The following is a 22,878-nucleotide window of genomic DNA, read 5'->3' on the forward strand; positions in this document are numbered from 1 at the left end:
AATCTCTTCAAACCACGTCAGCGTCGCCTTACCGTAGGTATGGTTACTGACNNTATCTGCAACCTCAAAACAATGTTTTGAGCAACCTGCGGCTAGCTTCCTAGTTTGCTCTTTGATTTTCATTGAGTATAAGGTGCAGTAGGATAAAGAAAAACCGAGAAGTTTCTTTCTCGGATTTGCTTATTATGGGTTTCTTACTTTCTATGCTCCAAGAGTTGATTGATATGGTCCACTTTTTTAGCTTCTTTTTTATAAAGAATAGCCCAAATGATGAGGTAGACAATCGCAAACTCGATAATGAGCTGGAGATAGAAGAACCAGTGGAAAGGGAACCAACCTGCCAGAGTTGCCAGTGGGACAAAGCCAGCCAGCATGAGGAAGAAATGAGTCAGAGTGGCACGAAGCATGCTCCAGTCACGGCTGAATAATCGTTTACCAAAGTTGAAGAGAATACCGATGGCTGCCCAGATAAGAGTACAGTAGAGCAAGACCAGGGCACCGTGAACCTGATGCTGAGCCATCACTTGGCCGATGAGAGAGTAGGGACTTAACGGGGCGTAGGTATTTGGTGCATAAATGAGTGAAAAGATGATAGAGAGGATGAGGCCGATGAGGACACCAATAGATGCGTCGTGGAAGATTTGTTTTTTCATAGTTCTAATTTCTCCTTGATGGTTTTTAGGTAACGGCGTGAAGAGTAGGTGAAGCTTTCGTTTTTTAGAAAGATTTCCACCAGACCGTTGGGCGTGAGCTTGAGATGAGAGATAGAGTCGATATTGATGATTTCTGATTGGGAAATTTGGATAAAATTGGTTGGTAAGAGTTCAAGAACTTGATAGAGTCGAAAATCAATGCTGTAGGTCTGACTCGCCGTTTCTGCCAGAACCTTCCGATTTTCGATATAGAAGCGCTGAATCTTGCCAATCTCAATTAGATAGACCTGATCTTCGATTTTCCCTTTGATTTTTTCTCTTTGGCCCAGATTTTCTGCAAATTTGATAACTTTTTGGACTTTCTCGGTTTCTTGAGGTGCTTGGACAATCAGTTTTTCCTCCTCGTAAGACTCGCTAATCTGTAGTTCTACTTTCATAAATTTCTCTCCTTGTCTTTCATACAAAATTGTGATCACTTCTTGTACACCTTTATTAAACACTATTTTACGACACCTGGCAAGGGACTTTGTCTATGTGGAGGGATTTGGATCCTATGTGGTGCTTGCTTTTCTGTCCTATCTGAAATATGGTATAATAGCACTAATCAATTTCTAGGAAAACAGATACAGAAAGGGGCTGAAAAATGTCTCATATTATTGAATTGCCAGAGGTGCTGGCAAACCAGATCGCAGCTGGAGAGGTTATCGAGCGTCCAGCTAGCGTTGTTAAGGAGCTGGTAGAAAACGCCATTGACGCGGGCTCTAGTCAGATTATCATTGAGATTGAGGAAGCTGGTCTCAAGAAGATTCAAATCACAGATAATGGTCATGGAATTGCCCACGATGAGGTGGAATTGGCCCTGCGTCGTCATGCGACCAGTAAGATAAAAAATCAAGCAGATCTCTTTCGGATTCGGACGCTTGGTTTTCGTGGTGAAGCTCTGCCTTCTATCGCATCTGTCAGTGTACTGACTCTGTCGACGGCGGTGGATGGTGCGAGTCATGGGACTAAGCTAGTCGCACGTGGGGGAGAAGTAGAAGAAGTCATCCCAGCGACTAGTCCTGTGGGAACCAAGGTTTGTGTGGAGGATCTCTTTTTCAACACTCCTGCCCGTCTCAAGTATATGAAGAGCCAGCAAGCGGAGTTGTCTCATATCATTGATATTGTCAACCGTCTGGGCTTGGCCCATCCTGAGATTTCTTTTAGCTTGATTAGTGATGGCAAGGAAATGACGCGGACAGCAGGGACTGGTCAACTGCGCCAAGCAATCGCAGGGATTTACGGTTTGGCGAGTGCCAAGAAGATGATTGAAATTGAGAACTCTGACCTAGATTTCGAAATTTCAGGTTTTGTGTCCTTACCTGAGTTGACTCGGGCTAACCGCAATTATATCAGCCTCTTCATCAATGGCCGTTATATCAAGAACTTCCTGCTCAATCGTGCTATTTTGGATGGTTTCGGAAGCAAGCTTATGGTTGGACGTTTTCCACTGGCTGTCATTCACATCCATATCGACCCTTATCTAGCGGATGTCAATGTGCATCCAACTAAGCAAGAGGTGCGGATTTCCAAGGAAAAAGAACTGATGACTCTGGTTTCAGAAGCTATTGCAAATAGTCTCAAGGAACAAACCTTGATTCCAGATGCCTTGGAAAATCTTGCCAAATCGACCGTGCGCAATCGTGAGAAGGTGGAGCAAACTATTCTCCCACTCAAAGAAAATACGCTCTACTATGAGAAAACAGAGCCGATAAGATCCAGTCAAGCTGAGGTGGCTGATTATCAGGTGAATCTGAATGAAGAGAAACAGGACTTAACCCTGTTTGCCAAGGAAACCTTGGACCGATTGACCAAGCCAGCAAAACTGCATTTTGCAGAGAGAAAACCTGCTAACTACGACCAATTAGACCATCCAGAGCTAGACTTAGCAAGTCTTGATAAGGCCTATGACAAGCTGGAGCGAGAAGAATCATCAAGCTTCCCAGAATTGGAATTTTTCGGACAAATGCATGGAACCTATCTCTTTGCACAGGGACGAGATGGGCTCTACATCATAGACCAACACGCGGCTCAGGAACGGGTCAAGTACGAGGAGTACCGTGAAAGCATTGGTGATGTTGACCAGAGCCAGCAGCAACTCCTAGTGCCCTATATCTTTGAATTTCCAGCGGATGATGCCCTGCGTCTCAAGGAAAGAATGGCACTTTTAGAGGAAGTGGGCGTCTTTCTAGCAGAGTACGGGGAAAATCAATTTATTCTACGTGAACATCCTATTTGGATGGCAGAAGAAGAGATTGAATCTGGTATCTATGAAATGTGCGATATGCTCCTTTTGACCAAGGAAGTTTCTATCAAGAAATACCGGGCAGAGCTGGCTATTATGATGTCCTGCAAGCGGTCTATCAAGGCCAACCATCGTATTGATGATCATTCAGCTAGACAGCTCCTCTATCAACTTTCTAAGTGTGACAATCCCTACAACTGTCCCCACGGACGTCCTGTTTTGGTGCATTTTACCAAGTCAGATATGGAAAAGATGTTCCGACGTATTCAGGAAAATCACACCAGTCTCCGTGAGTTGGGGAAATATTAAACTAAAAGGAAAACTATGTACGAATATTTAAAAGGAATCATTACCAAAATTACTGCCAAATACATTGTTCTTGAAACCAATGGTATTGGTTATATCCTGCATGTGGCCAATCCTTATGCCTATTCAGGTCAGGTTAATCAGGAGGATCAGATTTATGTGCATCAGGTTGTGCGTGAGGACGCCCATTTGCTTTATGGATTTCGCTCAGAGGATGAGAAAAAGCTCTTTCTTAGTCTGATTTCGGTATCTGGGATTGGTCCTGTATCAGCTCTTGCTATTATCGCTGCTGATGACAATGCTGGCTTGGTTCAAGCCATCGAAACCAAGAACATCACCTACTTGACCAAGTTTCCTAAAATTGGTAAGAAAACAGCCCAGCAGATGGTGCTAGACTTGGAAGGCAAGGTAGTAGTTGCAGGAGATGACCTTCCTGTCAAGGTGGCAGTGCAAGCTAGCGCTGAAAACCAAGAATTGGAAGAAGCTATGGAGGCCATGTTGGCTCTGGGCTACAAGGCAACAGAGCTCAAGAAAATCAAGAAATTCTTTGAAGGAACGACAGATACAGCAGAGAACTATATCAAGTCGGCCCTTAAAATGTTGGTCAAATAGGAGTAGAGCATGACAAAACGTTGTTCGTGGGTCAAGATGACCAATCCGCTCTACATCGACTATCATGATGAGGAGTGGGGGCAACCCCTCCATGATGACCAAGCATTGTTTGAGTTGTTGTGCATGGAAACTTATCAGGCAGGCCTGTCTTGGGAAACGGTACTCAACAAACGCCAAGCTTTCCGAGAAGCCTTTCATGGCTATCAAATTCAAGCAGTCGCAGAGATGACCGATACCGAATTGGAAGACTTGCTGGAGAATCCAGCCATCATCCGAAATAGAGCCAAGATTTTTGCTACACGCGCTAACGCCCAAGCCTTTCTACGACTACAGGAAGAATATGGCTCTTTTGATGCCTATCTTTGGTCTTTTGTTGAGGGGAAAACGATTGTTAACGATGTTCCCGATTACCGCCAAGCCCCTGCTAAAACACCCTTGTCTGAGAAATTAGCCAAAAATCTCAAAAAACGAGGCTTCAAGTTCACAGGCCCAGTCGCCGTCTTGTCTTTTCTACAGGCTGCAGGGTTAGTTGATGACCACGAGAATGATTGTGCGTGGAAAAGCGGTCACTAGCATATCTGAGAATATAGAAAAAAGCTGAGAAATTTTTCCCAGCTTTTTATATATACTATTAGATTTGTTAGAGTGAAGTCAAAAAAGTGATTCCACCTAAAATAACACCAGCTGAATTTGGAATGATTAGTATCCAATCCTTCTTAGGTTCCTTTGTCCATCCATAAATAACCCAGATTAAGCAAGATATAGCAGCTGATAAAGGTTGAAATGGTTGAGCTTTATTTCCCTGTAAATTAGCGATAATTTGAGGTATGTAGGCAATAAATACTATAATTCCAATAAAGGCACCAATAGAACCTACGATTCGATTAATTTTTTGTTTTGTCATATACACCTCCTTCAAAAGGATAACATAGAAATTAGCGAAATGCAATAAATTCAGATACAAATTGTAACGAAAACGAATACAAAAGCACAAAAATAGAGAAACTATTTATTTTTTGTTATAGTCAAAGCGAATGACTTGCTCCTGTGCATCTACATGGGCATGGATCCCAAAGGGGACAATTGCTCTTGGAGTTGCGTGGCCGACATTCAGATTATAGAGAATCGGGATATTGCTGTCAATAATATCCAATAGTGCCTCTTTATAGTCGTCATAGAAAGTTTCATCCATAGGTTTTCCGACCAAGAGTCCACTGATTACCTCGAATATACCATTGTCCTTTAAAGTCCGTAACATCTTTTTGAAGTCTTCTGGCTCAGGCTTTTCTTCGCTTGTTTCGAGCAAGAGGATTTTTCCTTCCCAGTCTGACAAGTCAGGGAAAAGTTTGTATTTTTGGCAGAGCTCCGTGCTGTCTGCGTATCGAGAGTTGTCAAAGATATCGTAGAGAGATTCGAGGCAACCACCGAGGATTTCCCCTTCGAATTGGGCATTTCCTTGCAACAAGTCAAAACCAGTGTTTGCATGACTGACACGATGTGTCCCCAGAGCCTGAGGACTAAAATCAGTTCGTTCCTCATACCAAACATTGCTAGGGCGGATTTCTGAGATTCTTCCCGTCTCAATCAATTCTTTGAAGTAGTGAAGGCTATAGGCTAGCATTTCTTTGTCTAGTTCACAAATGTCTGCTAAAAAGGATTGACCATAAAAAGTTTTGATTCCTAGTTTATGCAACATGAGGTGGTTCATGGTTGTATCCGAGAAGCCAAGAAATATTTTTTGTTTGATAACCTTTTGGAGTTGGTCATTTTTAAAAAGATAAGGTAGCAAGCGATAGGTATCGTCCCCACCGATGGCGCATAGGATTATGTCGATGCTATCATCAGAAAAGGCCTGCATCAAATCCTCTGCACGCGCTTCAGGATGATCCTTGATAAAGTCTAAGCCTTTTAACGAATGGGGCAAAAAGATAGGATTGAGTCCCAGATCCTTGAGACGTTGGACACCTAAGTCTACTTCGTGTTTGACAAAGTCCTCTCCGATAATGCCACTAGACAAACTAACAATACCAATAGTAGAAATCATATTTTATCCTCCTAGAAATAGATTGAGCCTATTTTATCACAAAAGATTAGATAGAGCTATGTGGGATTTCAGAAGAATACTTTTAATACTCTTCGAAAATCTCTTCAAACCACGTCAGTTTTATCTTTAACCTTAAAGCTGTGCTTTGAGCAACCTGCAGCTAGCTTCCTAGTTTGCTCTTTGATTTTCATTGAGTATAATTCAAAAAAGTAAGTGAAAAAGCAACCGCACCTGCAGTTGCTTTTATCATTCTTCTTAATAGCGTGTTGGTCCTGCACTTGCGCTACGGATATTCAAGCGTTTCTTGAGATAGAAGCGAAGGGCTAGGAGGACTGCTCCGATAATAGCCAGGGGCAATGGAGCAAGTACTGGGTTAAGGCTAACTGGTAGGAAGCTTGTTGCAAAGAAGACAAGCAACCAAAGGAACATAGATGCTAGGATAACTAGTACAGATTTCCAGAAAGGTGGACGTTGACTGCGGTCCATATCTGGTCCATAGTATTGGTAAACAAAGTAGTACATCAAGTAGAAGGCAAATCCACCAACCAGTCCAACTAATAGGAGGGTAATCAAACCGTAACCGATAGCCTGATCTGCTGAGAAGAAGGTTGTGAGGGCGCTGACGAGGGCAAAGAGGCTAGTGATGAAAAGAGCTGAGTCCATAATCATCAGTTTTGGATCATCATTTTCTTTTGGATGCTCTTTTTCATATTGCTCCTTAACAGTGAAGCTATGAGCCCAGTGAGTTGGTGCACCATAGAGGGAACGAGCAGTAGTGCCTTTGGCTTGCTCTTCAAGGATTTGGGGAATAACTTCCTCAAAAATAGTCTTGATTTCAGCGTCTGTTTTCCCATCTTTGATGAATTGTTGGGTAGCGATGTGGACAAACTCTTGGTTTTTCTTAGTTAATTTTTGTAGATCAATCTGAGACATAGGAACTCCTCTTAGAACCATTTTTTATGGATGAGATAGAGAGTGAGCGAGACACTCATAGCAAAGGCGATAAAGACGATTAGCCAGAAGGCATTTGGCTCGCCGTTTAGGGGGATTTCATTATCCTTAAAGTTCATCCCGTAGGCAGAAAAGACCATGGTTGGGATGGACATGACGATGGTCACAAGGGCCAGGGTTTTCATGATGTTGTTCTGGTTGTTGGAAATGATAGAGGCGAAGGTCTCTGTCATAGAGTGCAAGACGTTTCCATAAATATCTGCCATCTCGATGGCCTGTTGGGTTTCAATCAGGGTGTCTTCAAGCAGGTCTTCGTCCTCAAGGTATTTCTTGATATTGCTGGTTGAGCTGGTCAATTTCTTAATCACGCGCTCATTTGTTTTGAGGGAGGCCTTGAAATAGACGATGGTTTTTTCCAATTCCATGAGCTCAATCAATTCTTCATTGCGAGTTGATTGATGCAGTTGACTTTCGATTTGTTCACTCTTACGGTCAATCGAACGAAGGGCTGTTAGGTAAAGCTCTGCATTGCGATAAAGAATCTGAAAGATAAAACGCGAACGCATGAAGGTATAGAAATTACGCAAACGACGGTTGATAAAGACATCAAGGACTGGTAATGGTTCCAAACACGTAGTGATAATGGTTTCCTCAGTGATGATAATACCAAGCGGGATGGTGACGTAGTAGGTGCGGTTATTTCTTTCTTCTGTGACCGGCACGTCTACGATAATCAGGGTGTACTCGTCTTCAATGGTAATACGAGACATTTCTTCCGCATCGAGCGGTGCTCGAAGGTCCGCAATATCAATATCGAAGGCGTTAGCGATTTCGAGTGATTCATTTTGAGTCGGATTGACGAGATTGATCCAAGTACCCGGTTCAAGCGTATCGATCTCTTTAAATTCAGTTGTTGTAGAGAGAAAAACTTGTTTCATATCCCTTATCCTTTCTCATTTTTCAGATTTTTTCACACCGTACTATTATACTACAAATTCAGCCTTTTGGGTAATAGAATCTCACTTTTTTTGGTATAATGGTAAGCAATAATGGACTAGAAAGAACAAAGATGCAAGATAAAATTGTCATTCATGGGGCGCGTGCCCATAATTTAAAAAATATTGATGTGGAGATTCCGCGAGACAAGTTGGTTGTCGTGACCGGCTTGTCAGGTTCAGGGAAATCCAGTCTGGCTTTTGATACCCTCTATGCAGAGGGACAACGCCGCTATGTGGAGAGTTTGTCAGCCTACGCTCGTCAGTTCTTAGGAAATATGGAAAAACCAGATGTAGATGCCATTGATGGTCTCAGCCCAGCTATTTCCATCGACCAGAAAACGACTAGCAAAAACCCTCGCTCGACGGTGGGAACCACGACTGAAATCAATGACTATCTGCGTCTCCTCTACGCGCGTGTGGGGACGCCTTACTGTATCAACGGGCATGGAGCTATCAAGGCTTCTTCTGTGGAGCAAATCGTGGATAAGGTTTTAGAATTGCCAGAACGCCAGCGCCTGCAAATCTTAGCCCCAGTCATCCGTAAGAAAAAAGGACAGCACAAGAGCGTTGTTGAAAAGATTCAGAAAGATGGTTATGTCCGTGTCCGCGTGGATGGGGAAGTCTATGATGTGACCGAAGTGCCAGACTTGTCTAAGAGCAAGCAACACAATATTGATGTCGTGGTTGACCGTATCGTTATCAAGGAGGGCATTCGTAGTCGTCTCTTTGATTCCGTTGAGGCTGCCCTTCGTATCGCAGAAGGATATGTCATTATCGACACTATGGACGACTCTGAGTTGCTCTTCTCTGAGCATTATGCCTGTCCAGTTTGTGGCTTTACTGTTCCAGAGTTAGAGCCACGTCTCTTCTCCTTCAATGCTCCTTTTGGTTCTTGTAGTGAGTGTGATGGTTTGGGTATTAAGCTGGAGGTGGATATCGACCTAGTAGTGCCAGATGCCAGCAAAACGCTACGTGAGGGGGCGCTAGCACCTTGGAATCCTATCTCATCCAACTACTATCCAAATATGCTAGAGCAGGCTATGACAGCTTTTGGAGTGGATATGGATAAGCCTTTTGAGAACTTGTCAGAAGAGGATAAGAACTTGATTCTCTATGGGTCAGATGGCAAGGAATTCCATTTCCACTATGAGAATGAATTTGGTGGAGTGCGCGATATTGACATTCCTTTTGAGGGAGTTGTCAATAATATCAAACGTCGCTATCACGAGACAAACAGCGATTACACGCGCACCCAGATGCGCCTTTACATGAATGAGCTGACCTGCGGAACTTGTCGTGGTTACCGTCTTAATGATCAGGCCTTGTCTGTCCGTGTTGGTGGCCAGCAAGGGCCACATATCGGAGAAATCTCAGACTTGTCTATCGCAGACCACTTGGACTTGGTGAGCCAGCTGACCTTATCTGAAAATGAAGCCATCATCGCCCGTCCCATTCTCAAGGAAATCAAGGACCGCTTGACCTTCCTGAATAACGTGGGTCTCAACTATCTGACCCTATCTCGTTCAGCAGGAACCCTTTCAGGTGGGGAAAGTCAGCGCATTCGCTTGGCGACCCAGATTGGTTCCAACTTATCAGGTGTCCTTTATATCCTGGATGAGCCGTCAATCGGTCTCCACCAGAGGGACAATGACCGTCTGATTGCTAGTCTCAAAAAGATGCGCGACTTGGGTAATACACTCATTGTGGTGGAACACGACGAAGATACCATGCGTGAGGCGGATTATCTGATTGACGTTGGTCCCGGTGCCGGTGTTTTTGGTGGGGAGATTGTTGCTGCAGGTACTCCCAAGCAAGTGGCTCGCAACAGCAAGTCTATCACAGGTCAGTACTTGTCAGGCAAACGTGCCATTCCAGTGCCAGACGAGCGCCGTACCGGAAATGGTCGTTTTATCGAAGTGACAGGAGCGCGTGAGAACAACCTGCAAAATGTCACAGCTCGCTTCCCACTAGGAAAATTCATCGCAGTGACAGGGGTATCGGGTTCAGGGAAATCGACCTTAATCAACAGCATCCTCAAAAAAGCTATTGCCCAGAAGCTCAACCGTAATTCAGACAAGCCTGGTAAATTCAAGACCATCACAGGGATTGAGCATGTAGACCGCTTGATTGACATTGACCAGAGTCCAATTGGACGGACGCCGAGGTCCAACCCGGCTACCTATACAGGAGTTTTTGACGATATACGTGACCTCTTTGCCCAGACAAATGAAGCTAAGATTCGAGGCTACAAGAAGGGTCGTTTCAGTTTCAACGTCAAGGGTGGTCGCTGTGAAGCCTGCTCAGGTGACGGGATTATCAAGATTGAGATGCACTTCTTGCCAGATGTTTATGTAGCTTGTGAAGTCTGCCACGGAACCCGCTACAACAGTGAAACCCTAGAAGTCCACTACAAGGAAAAGAATATCTCGCAGGTCTTGGATATGACCGTCAACGATGCGGTAGAATTCTTCCAACACATTCCAAAGATTCAACGCAAACTTCAGACCATCAAGGATGTAGGGCTAGGCTATGTGACGCTCGGGCAACCAGCTACCACACTTTCTGGAGGAGAAGCCCAGCGTATGAAGCTGGCTAGTGAACTCCACAAACGATCGACAGGAAAATCTTTCTACATTCTGGATGAGCCGACGACAGGTCTTCATACCGAGGATATCGCTCGCTTGCTCAAGGTTTTAGCTCGCTTTGTAGACGATGGCAATACAGTCCTCGTCATTGAGCACAATTTAGACGTTATCAAGACAGCAGACCATATTATTGACTTGGGACCTGAAGGTGGTGTCGGTGGTGGAACCATCATCGCAACAGGAACTCCAGAAGAAGTAGCTGCTAATCAAGCCAGCTACACAGGACAGTATTTGAAAGGAAAATTACATCATGAATAAACGCGTACAAGCATTTCTAGATAAAATGCAAGAAAAAGAACTAGATGGTATCATCATCAATAACCTTAAAAACGTCTATTATTTGACTGGTTTTTGGGGCTCAAACGGAACAGTCTTTATCAGCCGTGACCGTCAGGTCTTGGTGACAGACTCTCGCTATATCATTGCAGCCAAGCAAGAAACCAGTGGCTTTGAGATTGTAGCTGACCGCGATGAATTAGCTGTCATTGCAGGAATTGTTAAAGATATGGGCTTGTCTCGAATTGGTTTTGAAGATGAGATTTCAGTCTCTTATTACCACCGTATGCAGTCAACCTTTGAAGGAATTGACTTGCTTCCACAGACTCAGTTTGTTGAAGGTCTTCGAATGATTAAGGATGAGGCGGAGATTGCAGCGATTCGCAAGGCTTGTTCTATCTCAGACCAAGCTTTCCGCGATGCGCTTGACTTTATTAAGCCAGGAAAGACTGAAATTGAGATTGCTAACTTCCTTGACTTCCGCATGCGTGAGTTGGGAGCATCTGGCTTGTCTTTTGACACCATTCTAGCTAGCGGTATCAATTCTTCTAAACCCCATGCCCATCCTATGCACAAACCAGTGGAGCTAGGAGAAGCTATTACTATGGACTTCGGTTGCCTCTACGACCACTATGTCAGTGATATGACACGGACTATCTATCTGGGGCATGTCAGCGACGAGCAAGCAGAGATTTACAATACGGTTCTCAAAGCCAACCAAGCCTTGATTGATCAGGCTAAGGCAGGCTTAGGTTTCCGTGACTTTGACAAAATCCCTCGTGATATTATCATTGAGGAAGGTTATGGCGACTACTTTACTCACGGTATCGGACACGGTATTGGACTGGATATCCATGAGGAACCCTACTTTAGCCAGATTTCCACAGAAACTATTAAGGCGGGTATGGCCTTGACAGATGAACCTGGTATCTATATCGAAGGCAAATATGGTGTTCGTATCGAGGATGATATTCTGATTACAGAGACAGGTTGTGAATTGTTGACCCTAGCTCCAAAAGAGTTGATAGTTATTTAAGAGTTAAACAACTCAAATGATTGACTTTTAAATTTTAAAGGTTTATACTGAAAGACGAAAACGGTAGGTGAGGCTACCATAGGGATACGGATGACTACCGCAAAGCAGTGGAGACACTACTCGTTGGTCAACAGTCCTGGTCGCGAAGGCCAAGACTAAGCTCATTACATTGCCCTATGGAGTTAAAGCTTGAACGAAAAACAGATAATTAGTTTTTTAATCCTGCCATTTTATGGTGGGATTTTCTACTGTTTAAATCAAAGAAAGGAGATAGACGATGCAAATTGACGATCATCCGGAACCGCACATACACAGCCAATCGCTGATTTGTGTCGTTCTGCCCTTATAAAGTGATTGGTCTCTGTGTATGAAACACATCATTCATACAGATAGGAGAAACCAATGAAAACTACAAAAGAAAGATTAGCAACAGCTATTCATACATCTTTAAACGAAACTCTATCTTTTTATAAGACAAGTCTAACAGGCTTGACTGAGGAGCAGGTGGAGAAAAATCGTGACCTATATGGCGAAAATACCATCACAAAGGGTCAAGAAGACAGTATCCTCAAAAAGATTTACGAATCCATTATCAATCCTTTTACGATCATCTTGCTGGTCATCGCCGTGATTTCCTTGGTGACCAATGTCTGGTTGGCAAAACCAGGTCAAGAAGATCCGACAACTTCTATTATCATCGTTGTCCTAGTCCTCATTTCTGGTGGCATACGCTTTGTCCAAGAACTCCGTAGTGATAAGGCTGCGACCAATCTATCAAAAATGATTGTCAACACAGCGACTGTCATTCGTCAAGGAGAAATCCAAGAAGTACCTATCGATGATTTGGTAGTGGGTGACGTGGTTAAATTAAGCGCTGGAGACATGATTCCAGCAGATCTTCTTTTATTTGAGTCGCGCGATTTCTTTGTACAACAGTCGGGCTTGACTGGTGAAAGTGAATCGGTTGAAAAATTGGCCTTGACCAAGGCAACAGTTCAACAATCTGATAGTCTGCTAGAAGCAGAAGCGCTCGCCTTTATGGGAACCAATGTCTTGTCTGGTAGTGCCAAGGCCGTGGTTTTAGCAGTTGGTGATGATACCATGATGGGGGCCATTGAGCAGACTCTAAACACCTATGATGAGCCCACTTCGTTTGAACGGGAGATGAATAGTATTTCTTGGCTCTTGATTCGCTTGATGTTGGTTATGGTTCCCATCGTTTTCTTGTCCAATGGTTTAACAGATGGTGACTGGCTGGAAGCTGGCGTATTTGCTTTGAGTGTTGGTGTTGGATTGACACCTGAGATGCTTCCTATGATTATCACGGCCAGTCTAGCAAAAGGCTCCATCATTATGGCCAAGGAAAAAGTGGTTATCAAGAAACTCAATGCTATACAGGACTTAGGGGCGATTGATATTTTGTGTACAGATAAGACAGGAACTCTAACCCAAGACGAAATTGTCCTTGAATATCCCTTGGACATCCACGGACGCTTGGATTTGACCGTCTTGAGACGAGCTTATCTCAATTCTTATTTTCAAACGGGCTTGAAAAATTTGATGGACAGAGCCATCATCAAACGGACTGAAAAGGAAGCAAAAGAACACGCCCTCTTGCAAAATCTGGCTCAAACTTTTCAAAAAATAGATGAATTGCCCTTTGATTTTGAACGCAGACGGATGAGTGTCATCGTTAAGGATGAACACGAAGTGGTTAGTTTGGTAACCAAGGGTGCCCTAGAGGAAATGTTGACGATTTCCAGTCATGCGGAATACCAAGGAGTGATTACTCCCTTGACAGATGCTATTAGAGAAGAAATTTTAGCGGAAGTCCGACAACTCAATCAACAAGGTTTGCGTGTCTTGGGAGTGGCTTATAAGTCAGGTTTGAGGGAAGATCATGCCTATACAGTTGATGACGAAGGGGATATGATTCTAACTGGTTATTTAGCCTTTCTAGATCCTCCTAAACCATCTGCAGCACCAGCAATTAAGGCTTTGTTAGAACATGGGGTTCAAACAAAGATTTTAACGGGAGACAATGAAAAAGTTACCCAAGCAGTCTGTGAAAAGGTTGGTTTGGATATCAATCAGATGCTGTTGGGGTCTGAAATTGATCAGATGAGTGATCAAGAATTGTCTCAAGCCGTAGAGGAGGTAACAGTTTTTGCCAAACTTTCTCCTGACCAAAAAGCAAGGATTATTTTACAATTTAAGGCTAATGGTCATGCGGTCGGCTATATGGGAGATGGAATCAATGATGCCCCTTCTATGAAAGTAGCAGATGTGGGAATTTCTGTTGATACAGCAGTAGATATTGCTAAAGAAACAGCTGATGTTATCTTACTTGATAAGGATCTCATGGTGCTTGAAAAAGGACTTGTTGAAGGTCGTAAGGTCTATGCCAATATGACCAAATATATCAAGATGACAGTGAGTTCTAATTTTGGAAATATCTTATCCCTATTGGTCTCTGGAATCTTTTTACCCTTTTTACCAATGGCACCAGTCCATTTGATTATCCTAAATCTAGTTTATGATTTGTCTTGTATTGCTTTGCCTTTTGACAAGGTGGATAAAGATTTTTTGAGAAATCCACATACCTGGGAAGCCAAGTCCATCACACGTTTCATGGTTTGGATGGGTCCGATTTCTTCTGCCTTTGATATTTTGACCTTCATTTTGCTTTATTTTATCATTGTACCCATGACGACAGGTCATGCCTATGTTCATGGAGCAGAGTCGGCCGTAGGCTTTATTGTCTTGTTTCAGACAGGTTGGTTTATCGAGTCCATGTGGTCTCAGACCATGGTTATTCATATGTTGCGTTCAGCCAAAATTCCCTTTTTACAAAGTCGTCCAGCTTGGCTAGTCCTTGTGACAACCTTATTGGCTGCAGCCTTTGTGACCTTCCTTCCCTACAGTCCTCTCGCAAGCCTTCTTCATTTAACTCCTTTAAAACCGATTTATTTCATCTTTTTACTTTTCATCATTATTTTGTATATGATTAGCGTGACAATTGTGAAAAAAATCTATATCAAGAAATATAAAGAATGGCTGTAAATTTCATTTTGTCAAGAAAAAAGTACGAAAATGACGAAAAAAGTCAAAAAAATTTAAAAATAGGTCGCAAGTCGGATGTTTTTTATGGTATAATAGACTAAACTGATAGTAACATGTAGCGAAAGGGGTAGGTACATGATTAAAATTTATACAGTCTCAAGTTGTACTAGCTGTAAAAAAGCAAAAACCTGGCTCAATGCCCACCAGTTAAGTTATAAAGAACAAAACCTTGGTAAAGAAGGAATTACGAGAGAAGAATTACTGGATATTCTAACCAAAACAGATAATGGAATAGCCAGCATCGTTTCATCTAAAAATCGCTATGCCAAAGCCCTTGGAGTGGATATTGAAGATTTGAGTGTCAATGAAGTCCTCAATCTGATTATGGAAACACCGAGAATTTTAAAGAGCCCAATCCTTGTGGATGAAAAACGCCTGCAAGTTGGCTACAAGGAAGACGATATTCGTGCCTTCCTACCACGCTCTGTCCGTAATGTAGAAAATGCAGAAGCACGTTTGCGTGCAGCTCTATAAACATCAAGGCTGGGAGCAATTCCCAGTCTTATTCTATTTTAATCTCAGAAAGAAAGAAGAAAGAAATGAAAAAAATTGTTCTTGTTAGTCTAGCTTTCCTTTTTGTTCTAGTTGGTTGTGGACAGAAAAAAGAAGCTGGACCAGCTACAAAAACAGAAAAGGATACGCTTCAATCAGCATTGCCAGTTATTGAAAATGCTGAGAAGAACACAGTTGTAACCAAGACTTTGGTCTTGCCCAAGTCAGATGATGGCAGCCAGCAAACCCAAACTATTACTTATAAAGACAAGACTTTTTTGAGCCTAACCATCCAACAAAAGCGTCCAGTCTCAGATGAGTTGAAGACCTATATTGATCAACATGGAGTGGAAGAAACTCAAAAAGCTCTTCTCGAGGCAGAGGAGAAGGATGAGGCCATCATAGAAGCTCGTAAATTAGCAGGCTTTAAGCTTGAAACTAAACTATTGAGCGCAACAGAACTTCAAACAACGACTAGTTTTGATTTTCAAGTTCTGGATGTCAAGAAGGCTTCTCAGTTAGAATATTTGAAGAACATTGGCTTGGAAAATCTTTTGAAGAATGAACCAAGCAAATATATTTCAGACAGATTGGCAAATGGTGCGACAGAACAATAGAAAATCCAAATAAATAGACTGCCTGAATTGTAGAACGTAAGGAATTATGCTATAATGGTACTATTCTAAGGAAAGAGGGTGTTAGAATGGGATTTACTGAAGAAACAGTACGTTTTAAATTGGACGATTCCAATAAAAAAGAAATTAGCGAAACTTTGACTGATGTCTATGCTTCGTTGAACGATAAGGGCTACAACCCAATTAACCAAATCGTAGGTTACGTATTGAGTGGAGACCCTGCCTACGTTCCTCGTTATAATAATGCACGAAATCAAATCCGTAAGTATGAGCGTGATGAAATCGTTGAGGAATTGGTTCGCTACTACCTAAAAGGACAAGGAGTCGATCTATAATCTATGAGAATTATGGGATTGGATGTCGGTTCAAAAACGGTAGGGGTAGCCATTAGCGATCCGCTCGGTTTTACAGCACAAGGACTTGAAATCATCCAAATCAATGAGGAACAAGGTCAATTTGGTTTTGACCGTGTTAAGGAATTGGTTGATACTTACAAGGTGGAACGATTTGTAGTGGGCTTGCCTAAAAACATGAACAATACAAGCGGACCGCGCGTGGAAGCTAGTCAAGCATACGGAGCAAAGCTAGAAGAGCTTTTTGGTTTACCAGTAGACTATCAAGATGAGCGCTTGACAACAGTGGCTGCTGAGCGCATGTTGATTGAACAAGCAGATATCAGTCGCAATAAGCGCAAGAAAGTCATTGATAAGTTAGCAGCTCAGCTGATTTTACAAAATTATTTAGATAGAAAATTTTAATATAAAGGAGAGGCTATGTCACACGATCATAACCACGACCACGAAGAACGTGAACTAATCACACTAGTAGATGAGCAAGGAAATGAAACCTTGTTTGAAATCCTTTTGACGATTGATGGAAAAGAAGAATTTGGTAAAAACTATGTTCTTCTAGTACCAGTTAACGCAGAAGAAGACGAAGACGGACAAGTTGAAATCCAAGCTTACTCATTCATCGAAAACGAAGATGGAACAGAAGGCGAATTGCAACCAATCCCAGAAGACTCAGAAGACGAATGGAACATGATTGAAGAAGTCTTCAATAGTTTTATGGAGGAGTAAAAATATCCGGGGGATATTTTTACCCCAACTCCTAGAAATTGGAAGAGTTGGAACGTCCAGTGGACGTTTTTAGCCCAGCTCTTTGAAATAAAAAAGAACTGGTAAGTCCGGGGGACGTTTTTAGCCCTGCGCTAGAAATTAGAAACGCAGGTAGTCTGGGAGACTGTATCACCCCAACTCCTATAAATTAGAAGAGTTGAAACATCTGGGGAGAATTTTTACCCCAGATTAATATTCATAGGAGCTAGTTATTAGCTAACCAGGTAAGAGGTTGGGACGAAAATCCTGACCTCATTTTTTTGTTATCTACGGAATTTCACTAGATAATTGATTAGACTTTTGTCAAGGAGATATGTATGTTTGAAGTAGAAGAATGGCTTCATAGTCGGATTGGTTTGAATTTTCGATCAGGTTTGGGCCGAATGCAGCAAGCAGTGGATTTGTTAGGAAATCCTGAGCAGTCTTACCCTATTATCCACGTAACAGGGACTAATGGGAAAGGATCTACCATTGCTTTTATGAGGGAGTTATTTATGGGGCATGGCAAAAAAGTTGCGACCTTTACCTCCCCTCATATCGTCTCTATCAATGATCGAATCTGCATTAATGGGCAACCTATAGCAGACACAGACTTCATCCGTTTGGCCGAGCAGGTCAAGGAGATGGAGAAAACGCTTCTGCAAACCCATGATCAGTTGTCCTTTTTTGAATTGCTGACCTTGATTGCTTTTCTTTATTTTAGAGAGCAAGAAGTGGACTTGGTTTTACTAGAAGTGGGAATTGGTGGCTTGCTTGACACGACCAATGTGGTAACTGGAGAGATTGCCGTCATCACCTCCATCGGACTTGACCATCAGGAGACTCTGGGTGATAGTCTAGAAGAAATTGCAGAGCAGAAAGCTGGTATTTTCAAGGCTGGTAAAAAGGCAGTGATTGCGAAATTGCCTCCAGAAGCTAGACTTGTCTGTCAGAAAAAAGCCGAATCTTTAGCTGTTGACCTTTATCAGGCAGGCCAGGAATTTTCAATGCTGAATGGCGATTTTTCAAGTTCTTTGGGAACTTTTTCGCAGTTGAACATAGGCTTAGAAGGAGTCTATCAGCATGAAAATGCGGCCTTGGCGTTGCAAACGTTTCTTCTTTTTATGGGAAAAAGAAAGGAAGCTGTTGATGAGCAGGTTGTAAGACAGGCTTTGGAGAAGACCCATTGGGCTGGGCGTTTGGAGCGTATTCGTCCGCAGATATACTTGGATGGTGCTCATAACCTCCCTGCCTTGACTCGCTTGATTGAGTTTATCAAAGAAAAAGAGCAGGAAAGCTATCGACCTCAAATCCTCTTTGGAGCCTTGAAACGGAAGAATTATCAAGGGATGTTGGATTATCTGACTGAAAATTTACCTCAGGTGGAACTCAAGGTAACTGGTTTTGACTATCATGGGGCTTTGGACGAAAGGGATGTGACAGGTTACGATATAGTTTCTTCTTACCGAGAATTTATCAGCAGTTTCGAAGAAAAAGCCGATGCTCAGGACTTGTTATTCATTACAGGGTCTCTCTATTTTATCTCAGAAGTACGGGGCTACCTGCTGGACCATGAGCAGATAAATTGACCTCTTCTTTTGCCTTTGTTATACTAGATAAATTGCTGGCTAAGGAAAATCTATTTTTCTAGCATGGCAAGAGAAAGGACATTTATTATGACATTCAAAACAGCAGCACTTTCTATTGTTTCTTTAGCGAGTGTATCTTTGCTAGTTGCTTGTTCCCAAAGAACACAACCAGTTCAACAGCCTGTGGCTCAGCAGCAGGTCCAACAGCCTGCTCAACAACCTGCTCAACAGAATACCAATACTGCAAATGCAGGAGGTAACCAAAATCAAGCGGCTCCAGTACAAAACCAACCTGTTGCTCAACCGACCGATATTGATGGGACTTATACTGGTCAGGATGACGGAGACCGTATCACTTTAGTGGTCACTGGAACGACTGGTACATGGACTGAGCTCGAATCTGACGGGGATCAGAAAGTCAAACAGGTCACATTTGATGCAGCAAATCAACGCATGATTATTGGTGATGATGTCAAAATTTACACTGTAAATGGTAATCAAATCATCGTAGATGATATGGATAGAGACCCATCGGACCAAATCATTTTAACTAAATAAGACTATGCAAGTAGGAAGGGCTGGATTTTTCAGCCTTTTTACTTTTACCTAGAAAATAATCATAAATACTTGCCTTCTGTCGAATACCTGAGTTATACTAGTATCAATTACTTGTTTTTAGCATTCATACTCTTCGAAAATCAAATTCAAACCGCGTCAACGTCGCCTTGCCGTACTCAAGTACAGCCTGCGGCTAGTTTCCTAGTTTGCTCTTTGATTTTCATTGAGTATCAAAATATCAAGGAGGGGATATGAAATATAGAAAATTTCAATTATTGATGTCCAAGTATGGCTTTAGTCTTTCGATTATGCTACTTGAACTTTGTCTGGTTTTTGGTCTCTTTCTTTATTTAGGACGCATGGCTCCCATTTTATGGATTACTGTCCTCATTCTATTGAGTATCATCACAATCATTTCGATAGTCAACCGTAATACGACTCCTGAGAATAAGGTAACCTGGTTGTTAGTAGCCTTTGTACCAGTATTTGGGCCTTTGCTCTATCTGATGTTTGGTGAGAGGCGATTGTCCAAAAAAGAAATCAAACAACTGAAGAAGCTAGGCTCCATGCATTTCCAAGAAGCAAATAGCCAGTTACTAAAAGAGGAATTAAAAGAAAGTGATAAGGCGGCATATGGCGTCATCAAGTCCTTATTGAGTATGGATACCAATGCTGACATCTATGATCAAACTGCCTCTACATTTTTTCCTAACGGAGAAGCTATGTGGAAAAAGATGGTAGAAGATCTCAAAAAGGCTGAGAAATTTATCTTCTTGGAATATTACATTATAGAAGAAGGTTTGATGTGGAATCGTATTTTAGAAATCTTGGAGCAAAAAGTTGCTCAAGGCATTGAAGTTAAACTGCTCTATGATGATATTGGCTGTATGGCTACTTTAACAGGGGATTATGCACATCGACTTCGTCAGCTGGGCATCGAGGCCCATAAATTCAATAAAGTTATTCCTCGTTTGACAGTAGCCTATAATAACAGAGATCATAGAAAAATATTGATTGTTGATGGTCAGATAGCCTATACTGGTGGGGTCAATCTGGCAGATGAGTACATTAACCACGTCGAGAGATTTGGTTATTGGAAGGATAGTGGAATTCGCTTGGACGGACTAGCAGTAAAAGCCCTGACACGCTTGTTTTTAACCACTTGGTACATCAATCGAGGAGAGATTAGTGATTTTGATCAATATCATTTAGAAAATCATTCTATCCCAAGTGACGGTTTAACCATTCCATACGGAAGTGGACCCAAGCCAATTTTTCGAACGCAGGTAGGGAAAAAGGTTTATCAGAGTTTGATCAATCAAGCAACTGAATCGGTCTATATTACGACACCTTATTTGATCATAGATTATGATTTAACGGAGACAATCAAAAATGCTGCTATGAGAGGGGTCGATGTTCGGATTGTTACCCCTTACATACCAGATAAGAAGTTCATTCAGTTAGTCACAAGAGGGGCTTATCCAGACCTTCTTTCTGCTGGTGTTCGAATTTATGAGTATAGCCCAGGTTTTATTCATAGTAAGCAGATGTTGGTAGACGAAGATTTTGCGGTGGTGGGGACAATCAATCTCGACTACCGAAGCTTGGTACACCATTATGAAAATGCAGTCTTACTCTATAAAACTCCTTCTATAATGGAAATCGCCCGAGATTTTCGAAATATATTTGCAGATTCTCAGGAAGTCTATCCTCATTCTATCAAAACGAGCTGGTATCAAAAACTTGTAAAAGAAATTGCCCAGTTATTCGCCCCTATCTTATAAGAAATCTAGGACTGAGGATACAAACCAGTCCTATTTTTCTTGCTTTTTACGAATAGAAAGATATAGGAGGGATGATGCTGACTCAGAAAGAATTGGATTATATCATAACATTTAAACAGACATATTTACACCGCTTTCGGGAAATTGAAACCTTTGTGAAACTATGCAAAAAATCACTCAAACAGCCATCGCAAGCTGACAATCCTAGGACTTTTTGATATACTAAGACAGATAAATTGAATAGGAGAAACGATATGAGTGTGTATGGTAGAGTAGAAGAAGTTCATCAGGAGAATCGTGAACTTCTAGAATACCAAATCGAACAAGAATCGCATCATCGTGAATCAAGTCGTCTTCCTTTGGTGAAAATTTTACTATGGAGTACGCTTGTAACGGGGATAACTCTAGGAGTACCGCTATTACTCGATTTAATGAGTGCACAAGAAGTGCAGGATTTTTATACAGGTTGGGCGCTTCATCAGACAGGGAAAATTTACAGCGACTATTATGGAAGTCAAGGTTTGCTTTATTATTTGCTGACTTATGTGACCCAGGGCGGATTTTTCTTTGCCATTTTTGAGTGGTTAGCCTTGGTAGCAGGAGGATTTTTCCTCTTTCAATCGGCAGACACCTTGACAGAGCAAGGAGACCAGGCTGGACAAGTGGTGACTATTTTTTACATGCTAGTTACAGGTCTTGCGTTTGGTGGAGGCTATGCGACTCTTTTAGCGCTTCCTTTCTTATTCGCGGCCTTTAGTTTAGTTGCGGCTTATCTAAGCAATCCAAGCCATGATAAGGGATTTGTACGGATTGGGCTGGCTTTGGCAGGCGGATTTTTCTTTGCTCCCTTGTCATCGTTCCTGTTTATTGCTGTAGTGAGTTTAGGCTTGTTGGTCTTTAACCTTGGGCATAGACGCTTTGTGCATGGGTTTTATCAGTTTCTTGCAGTGGCTTTAGGTTTTTCACTTGTCTTTTATCCAACTGCCTACTATAGTGTTGCAACAGGAAGTTTTGGGGATGCCATTAGTGGTATTCGCTATCCCATTGACAGTATTCGCTTTGATTTCACTTCTAAAATTTTAGAGAATATGGCTTTTTATGGCTTGTTGTCCCTTGGTTTGGGATTTGTGCTTTGTATCTTTTTAGGTCTCTTTCAATCCAAACCCTCTAAACTATACGTCATTTCGGTCCCTGCAAGTCTTGTGACAATTTTAGGTTTGATTTTACTTTTCTTTTCACAAGAGCCTGTGCACGCTTCTTATTTGATGGTCGTCTTCCCTGTTTTCCTACTTTTATTGGTAACCAATATTAAGAGTCAACAGAGGGGGCGTAGTGTTAGAAGAAGACGGAGAGAAACGCCAGTTAGTCTATGGAGTCGTTTCTTCAAAGGAAATCTATATCTGCCAGTTTTAGGGCTTGTCTATCTCTTGACTGTTCCCTTTTTGATGAGGTTTGTCCTTTATCCAGTACCTTATCAAGAACGTGAGCGTCTTGCTGATTTGGTGAAAGAGGAGACAAGTACGGAAGATGCTATCTATGCATGGGATGATACTGCAACTCTTTATCGTAAGAGTGAGCGCTTGTCGCCATCGGCTATTTTGTCCCCGATGCACTATACAGCAACTGAGGAAAATCGGAATAAGCTACTCAATGACTTGAAAGAAAAACAACCCAAGGTGATTGTGGTGAACGATAAGGTAGCAGTCTGGTCTGAAGTGGAAACAATCTTGAAAGAAAATTACCAACCAGTAAAGACAGATTACTCAGAATTCAAAGTCTATAAAATCAAATAACT

General features: G+C 42.1%; 21 protein-coding genes and 1 riboswitch. Of the genes, 15 read left to right on the plus strand and 6 right to left on the minus strand.

The annotated features are described in order from the left end of the window. Nucleotides 1–194: 194 nt before the first annotated feature. Both HT721_RS02905 and HT721_RS02910 read right to left on the minus strand, forming a co-directional pair. On the minus strand, nt 195–653 hold the full coding sequence (locus tag HT721_RS02905) for a DUF3021 domain-containing protein (protein ID WP_050221584.1): 459 nt from the start codon (nt 651–653) through the stop codon (nt 195–197). Next, complete coding sequence (locus HT721_RS02910) at nt 650–1,090, minus strand: LytTR family DNA-binding domain-containing protein (protein WP_173213271.1); 441 nt, start codon at nt 1,088–1,090, stop codon at nt 650–652. Before HT721_RS02910 ends, HT721_RS02905 begins: the two co-directional genes overlap by 4 nt. Before the next feature lie 206 nt (nt 1,091–1,296). Here HT721_RS02910 and mutL point away from each other — a divergent pair, with 206 nt between their 5' ends. The 3 genes from mutL to HT721_RS02925 are packed head-to-tail and all read left to right on the plus strand — an operon-like array spanning nt 1,297 to nt 4,428. Next, on the plus strand, nt 1,297–3,246 hold the full coding sequence (gene mutL, locus HT721_RS02915) for a DNA mismatch repair endonuclease MutL (protein WP_173213273.1): 1,950 nt from the start codon (nt 1,297–1,299) through the stop codon (nt 3,244–3,246). Between the two features lie 15 nt (nt 3,247–3,261). Next, the gene (ruvA, locus tag HT721_RS02920; RefSeq protein WP_173213275.1) at nt 3,262–3,855 is read left to right on the plus strand and encodes a Holliday junction branch migration protein RuvA; all 594 of its coding nucleotides are present in this window, start codon (nt 3,262–3,264) and stop codon (nt 3,853–3,855) included. A gap of 9 nt (nt 3,856–3,864) precedes the next feature. Then, a complete protein-coding gene (locus HT721_RS02925; protein WP_173213277.1) occupies nt 3,865–4,428 on the plus strand; it encodes a DNA-3-methyladenine glycosylase I in 564 nt (187 codons plus the stop codon). A 67-nt stretch (nt 4,429–4,495) separates the two neighbouring features. Here the strand turns inward: HT721_RS02925 and HT721_RS02930 are convergent, their stop codons facing one another. The 4 genes from HT721_RS02930 to HT721_RS02945 form a co-directional block, all read right to left on the minus strand. Further along, on the minus strand, nt 4,496–4,759 hold the full coding sequence (locus tag HT721_RS02930) for a SemiSWEET family transporter (RefSeq protein WP_000166114.1): 264 nt from the start codon (nt 4,757–4,759) through the stop codon (nt 4,496–4,498). A gap of 105 nt (nt 4,760–4,864) precedes the next feature. Next, nucleotides 4,865–5,899, minus strand: coding sequence for a S66 peptidase family protein (locus tag HT721_RS02935; RefSeq protein ID WP_173213279.1), 1,035 nt, complete (start codon nt 5,897–5,899; stop codon nt 4,865–4,867). A 255-nt stretch (nt 5,900–6,154) separates the two neighbouring features. Then, nucleotides 6,155–6,832, minus strand: coding sequence for a DUF1129 domain-containing protein (locus HT721_RS02940; protein WP_173213281.1), 678 nt, complete (start codon nt 6,830–6,832; stop codon nt 6,155–6,157). A gap of 11 nt (nt 6,833–6,843) precedes the next feature. Next, the gene (locus HT721_RS02945) at nt 6,844–7,788 is read right to left on the minus strand and encodes a magnesium transporter CorA family protein (RefSeq protein WP_000815623.1); all 945 of its coding nucleotides are present in this window, start codon (nt 7,786–7,788) and stop codon (nt 6,844–6,846) included. Between the two features lie 131 nt (nt 7,789–7,919). Between HT721_RS02945 and uvrA the strand changes: the two genes are divergently transcribed. From uvrA to HT721_RS03005, 12 genes are all read left to right on the plus strand, one after another. Continuing rightward, on the plus strand, nt 7,920–10,751 hold the full coding sequence (gene uvrA, locus HT721_RS02950; RefSeq protein WP_173213283.1) for an excinuclease ABC subunit UvrA: 2,832 nt from the start codon (nt 7,920–7,922) through the stop codon (nt 10,749–10,751). Then, complete coding sequence (locus tag HT721_RS02955) at nt 10,744–11,805, plus strand: Xaa-Pro peptidase family protein (RefSeq protein WP_173213285.1); 1,062 nt, start codon at nt 10,744–10,746, stop codon at nt 11,803–11,805. The genes uvrA and HT721_RS02955 overlap by 8 nt, the downstream gene beginning before the upstream one ends. Nucleotides 11,806–11,862: 57 nt before the next feature. Beyond that, nucleotides 11,863–12,013, plus strand: a riboswitch (M-box (ykoK) riboswitch). A 194-nt stretch (nt 12,014–12,207) separates the two neighbouring features. Next, a complete protein-coding gene (mgtA, locus tag HT721_RS02960; protein WP_173228864.1) occupies nt 12,208–14,868 on the plus strand; it encodes a magnesium-translocating P-type ATPase in 2,661 nt (886 codons plus the stop codon). A gap of 135 nt (nt 14,869–15,003) precedes the next feature. Continuing rightward, on the plus strand, nt 15,004–15,402 hold the full coding sequence (gene spx, locus HT721_RS02965; RefSeq protein WP_000591165.1) for a transcriptional regulator Spx: 399 nt from the start codon (nt 15,004–15,006) through the stop codon (nt 15,400–15,402). Between the two features lie 65 nt (nt 15,403–15,467). After that, on the plus strand, nt 15,468–16,037 hold the full coding sequence (locus HT721_RS02970; protein WP_173228867.1) for an SP0191 family lipoprotein: 570 nt from the start codon (nt 15,468–15,470) through the stop codon (nt 16,035–16,037). Nucleotides 16,038–16,123: 86 nt separating this feature from the next. Continuing rightward, entirely contained in the window at nt 16,124–16,390 is a 267-nt protein-coding gene (locus tag HT721_RS02975; RefSeq protein ID WP_000507059.1) for an IreB family regulatory phosphoprotein, read from the plus strand. Nucleotides 16,391–16,393: 3 nt separating this feature from the next. Then, nucleotides 16,394–16,813 (plus strand): Holliday junction resolvase RuvX, encoded by a 420-nt coding sequence (ruvX, locus tag HT721_RS02980; RefSeq protein ID WP_004239076.1) that lies wholly within the window; start codon nt 16,394–16,396, stop codon nt 16,811–16,813. 15 nt (nt 16,814–16,828) lie between these two features. Next, nucleotides 16,829–17,134 (plus strand): DUF1292 domain-containing protein, encoded by a 306-nt coding sequence (locus HT721_RS02985; protein WP_000017620.1) that lies wholly within the window; start codon nt 16,829–16,831, stop codon nt 17,132–17,134. Nucleotides 17,135–17,490: 356 nt separating this feature from the next. Next, nucleotides 17,491–18,741 carry a folylpolyglutamate synthase/dihydrofolate synthase family protein gene (locus tag HT721_RS02990; protein ID WP_173228869.1) on the plus strand — a complete coding sequence of 417 codons (1,251 nt, stop codon included), beginning with the start codon at nt 17,491–17,493 and terminating at the stop codon, nt 18,739–18,741. Between the two features lie 87 nt (nt 18,742–18,828). After that, a complete protein-coding gene (locus tag HT721_RS02995) occupies nt 18,829–19,299 on the plus strand; it encodes an SP_0198 family lipoprotein (protein WP_240149953.1) in 471 nt (156 codons plus the stop codon). A gap of 251 nt (nt 19,300–19,550) precedes the next feature. After that, nucleotides 19,551–21,083, plus strand: a complete 1,533-nt coding sequence (gene cls, locus HT721_RS03000) for a cardiolipin synthase (RefSeq protein WP_173228873.1) — start codon at nt 19,551–19,553, stop codon at nt 21,081–21,083. Between the two features lie 254 nt (nt 21,084–21,337). Further along, the gene (locus HT721_RS03005; protein WP_173228875.1) at nt 21,338–22,876 is read left to right on the plus strand and encodes a damage-inducible protein CinA; all 1,539 of its coding nucleotides are present in this window, start codon (nt 21,338–21,340) and stop codon (nt 22,874–22,876) included. Nucleotides 22,877–22,878: the final 2 nt, after the last annotated feature.

The organism is Streptococcus sp. 4094 (assembly GCF_013277125.1).
GTDB lineage: Bacteria > Bacillota > Bacilli > Lactobacillales > Streptococcaceae > Streptococcus.

Excerpts from the sequence above, each read along its gene's own strand:
- HT721_RS02905 (WP_050221584.1), bottom strand. The coding sequence starts at position 653 with ATGAAAAAACAAATCTTCCACGACGCATCTATTGGTGTCCTCATCGGC.
- HT721_RS02910 (WP_173213271.1), bottom strand. The coding sequence starts at position 1,090 with ATGAAAGTAGAACTACAGATTAGCGAGTCTTACGAGGAGGAAAAACTG.
- mutL (WP_173213273.1), top strand. The coding sequence starts at position 1,297 with ATGTCTCATATTATTGAATTGCCAGAGGTGCTGGCAAACCAGATCGCA.
- ruvA (WP_173213275.1), top strand. The coding sequence starts at position 3,262 with ATGTACGAATATTTAAAAGGAATCATTACCAAAATTACTGCCAAATAC.
- HT721_RS02925 (WP_173213277.1), top strand. The coding sequence starts at position 3,865 with ATGACAAAACGTTGTTCGTGGGTCAAGATGACCAATCCGCTCTACATC.
- HT721_RS02930 (WP_000166114.1), bottom strand. The coding sequence starts at position 4,759 with ATGACAAAACAAAAAATTAATCGAATCGTAGGTTCTATTGGTGCCTTT.
- HT721_RS02935 (WP_173213279.1), bottom strand. The coding sequence starts at position 5,899 with ATGATTTCTACTATTGGTATTGTTAGTTTGTCTAGTGGCATTATCGGA.
- HT721_RS02940 (WP_173213281.1), bottom strand. The coding sequence starts at position 6,832 with ATGTCTCAGATTGATCTACAAAAATTAACTAAGAAAAACCAAGAGTTT.
- HT721_RS02945 (WP_000815623.1), bottom strand. The coding sequence starts at position 7,788 with ATGAAACAAGTTTTTCTCTCTACAACAACTGAATTTAAAGAGATCGAT.
- uvrA (WP_173213283.1), top strand. The coding sequence starts at position 7,920 with ATGCAAGATAAAATTGTCATTCATGGGGCGCGTGCCCATAATTTAAAA.
- HT721_RS02955 (WP_173213285.1), top strand. The coding sequence starts at position 10,744 with ATGAATAAACGCGTACAAGCATTTCTAGATAAAATGCAAGAAAAAGAA.
- mgtA (WP_173228864.1), top strand. The coding sequence starts at position 12,208 with ATGAAAACTACAAAAGAAAGATTAGCAACAGCTATTCATACATCTTTA.
- spx (WP_000591165.1), top strand. The coding sequence starts at position 15,004 with ATGATTAAAATTTATACAGTCTCAAGTTGTACTAGCTGTAAAAAAGCA.
- HT721_RS02970 (WP_173228867.1), top strand. The coding sequence starts at position 15,468 with ATGAAAAAAATTGTTCTTGTTAGTCTAGCTTTCCTTTTTGTTCTAGTT.
- HT721_RS02975 (WP_000507059.1), top strand. The coding sequence starts at position 16,124 with ATGGGATTTACTGAAGAAACAGTACGTTTTAAATTGGACGATTCCAAT.
- ruvX (WP_004239076.1), top strand. The coding sequence starts at position 16,394 with ATGAGAATTATGGGATTGGATGTCGGTTCAAAAACGGTAGGGGTAGCC.
- HT721_RS02985 (WP_000017620.1), top strand. The coding sequence starts at position 16,829 with ATGTCACACGATCATAACCACGACCACGAAGAACGTGAACTAATCACA.
- HT721_RS02990 (WP_173228869.1), top strand. The coding sequence starts at position 17,491 with ATGTTTGAAGTAGAAGAATGGCTTCATAGTCGGATTGGTTTGAATTTT.
- HT721_RS02995 (WP_240149953.1), top strand. The coding sequence starts at position 18,829 with ATGACATTCAAAACAGCAGCACTTTCTATTGTTTCTTTAGCGAGTGTA.
- cls (WP_173228873.1), top strand. The coding sequence starts at position 19,551 with ATGAAATATAGAAAATTTCAATTATTGATGTCCAAGTATGGCTTTAGT.
- HT721_RS03005 (WP_173228875.1), top strand. The coding sequence starts at position 21,338 with ATGAGTGTGTATGGTAGAGTAGAAGAAGTTCATCAGGAGAATCGTGAA.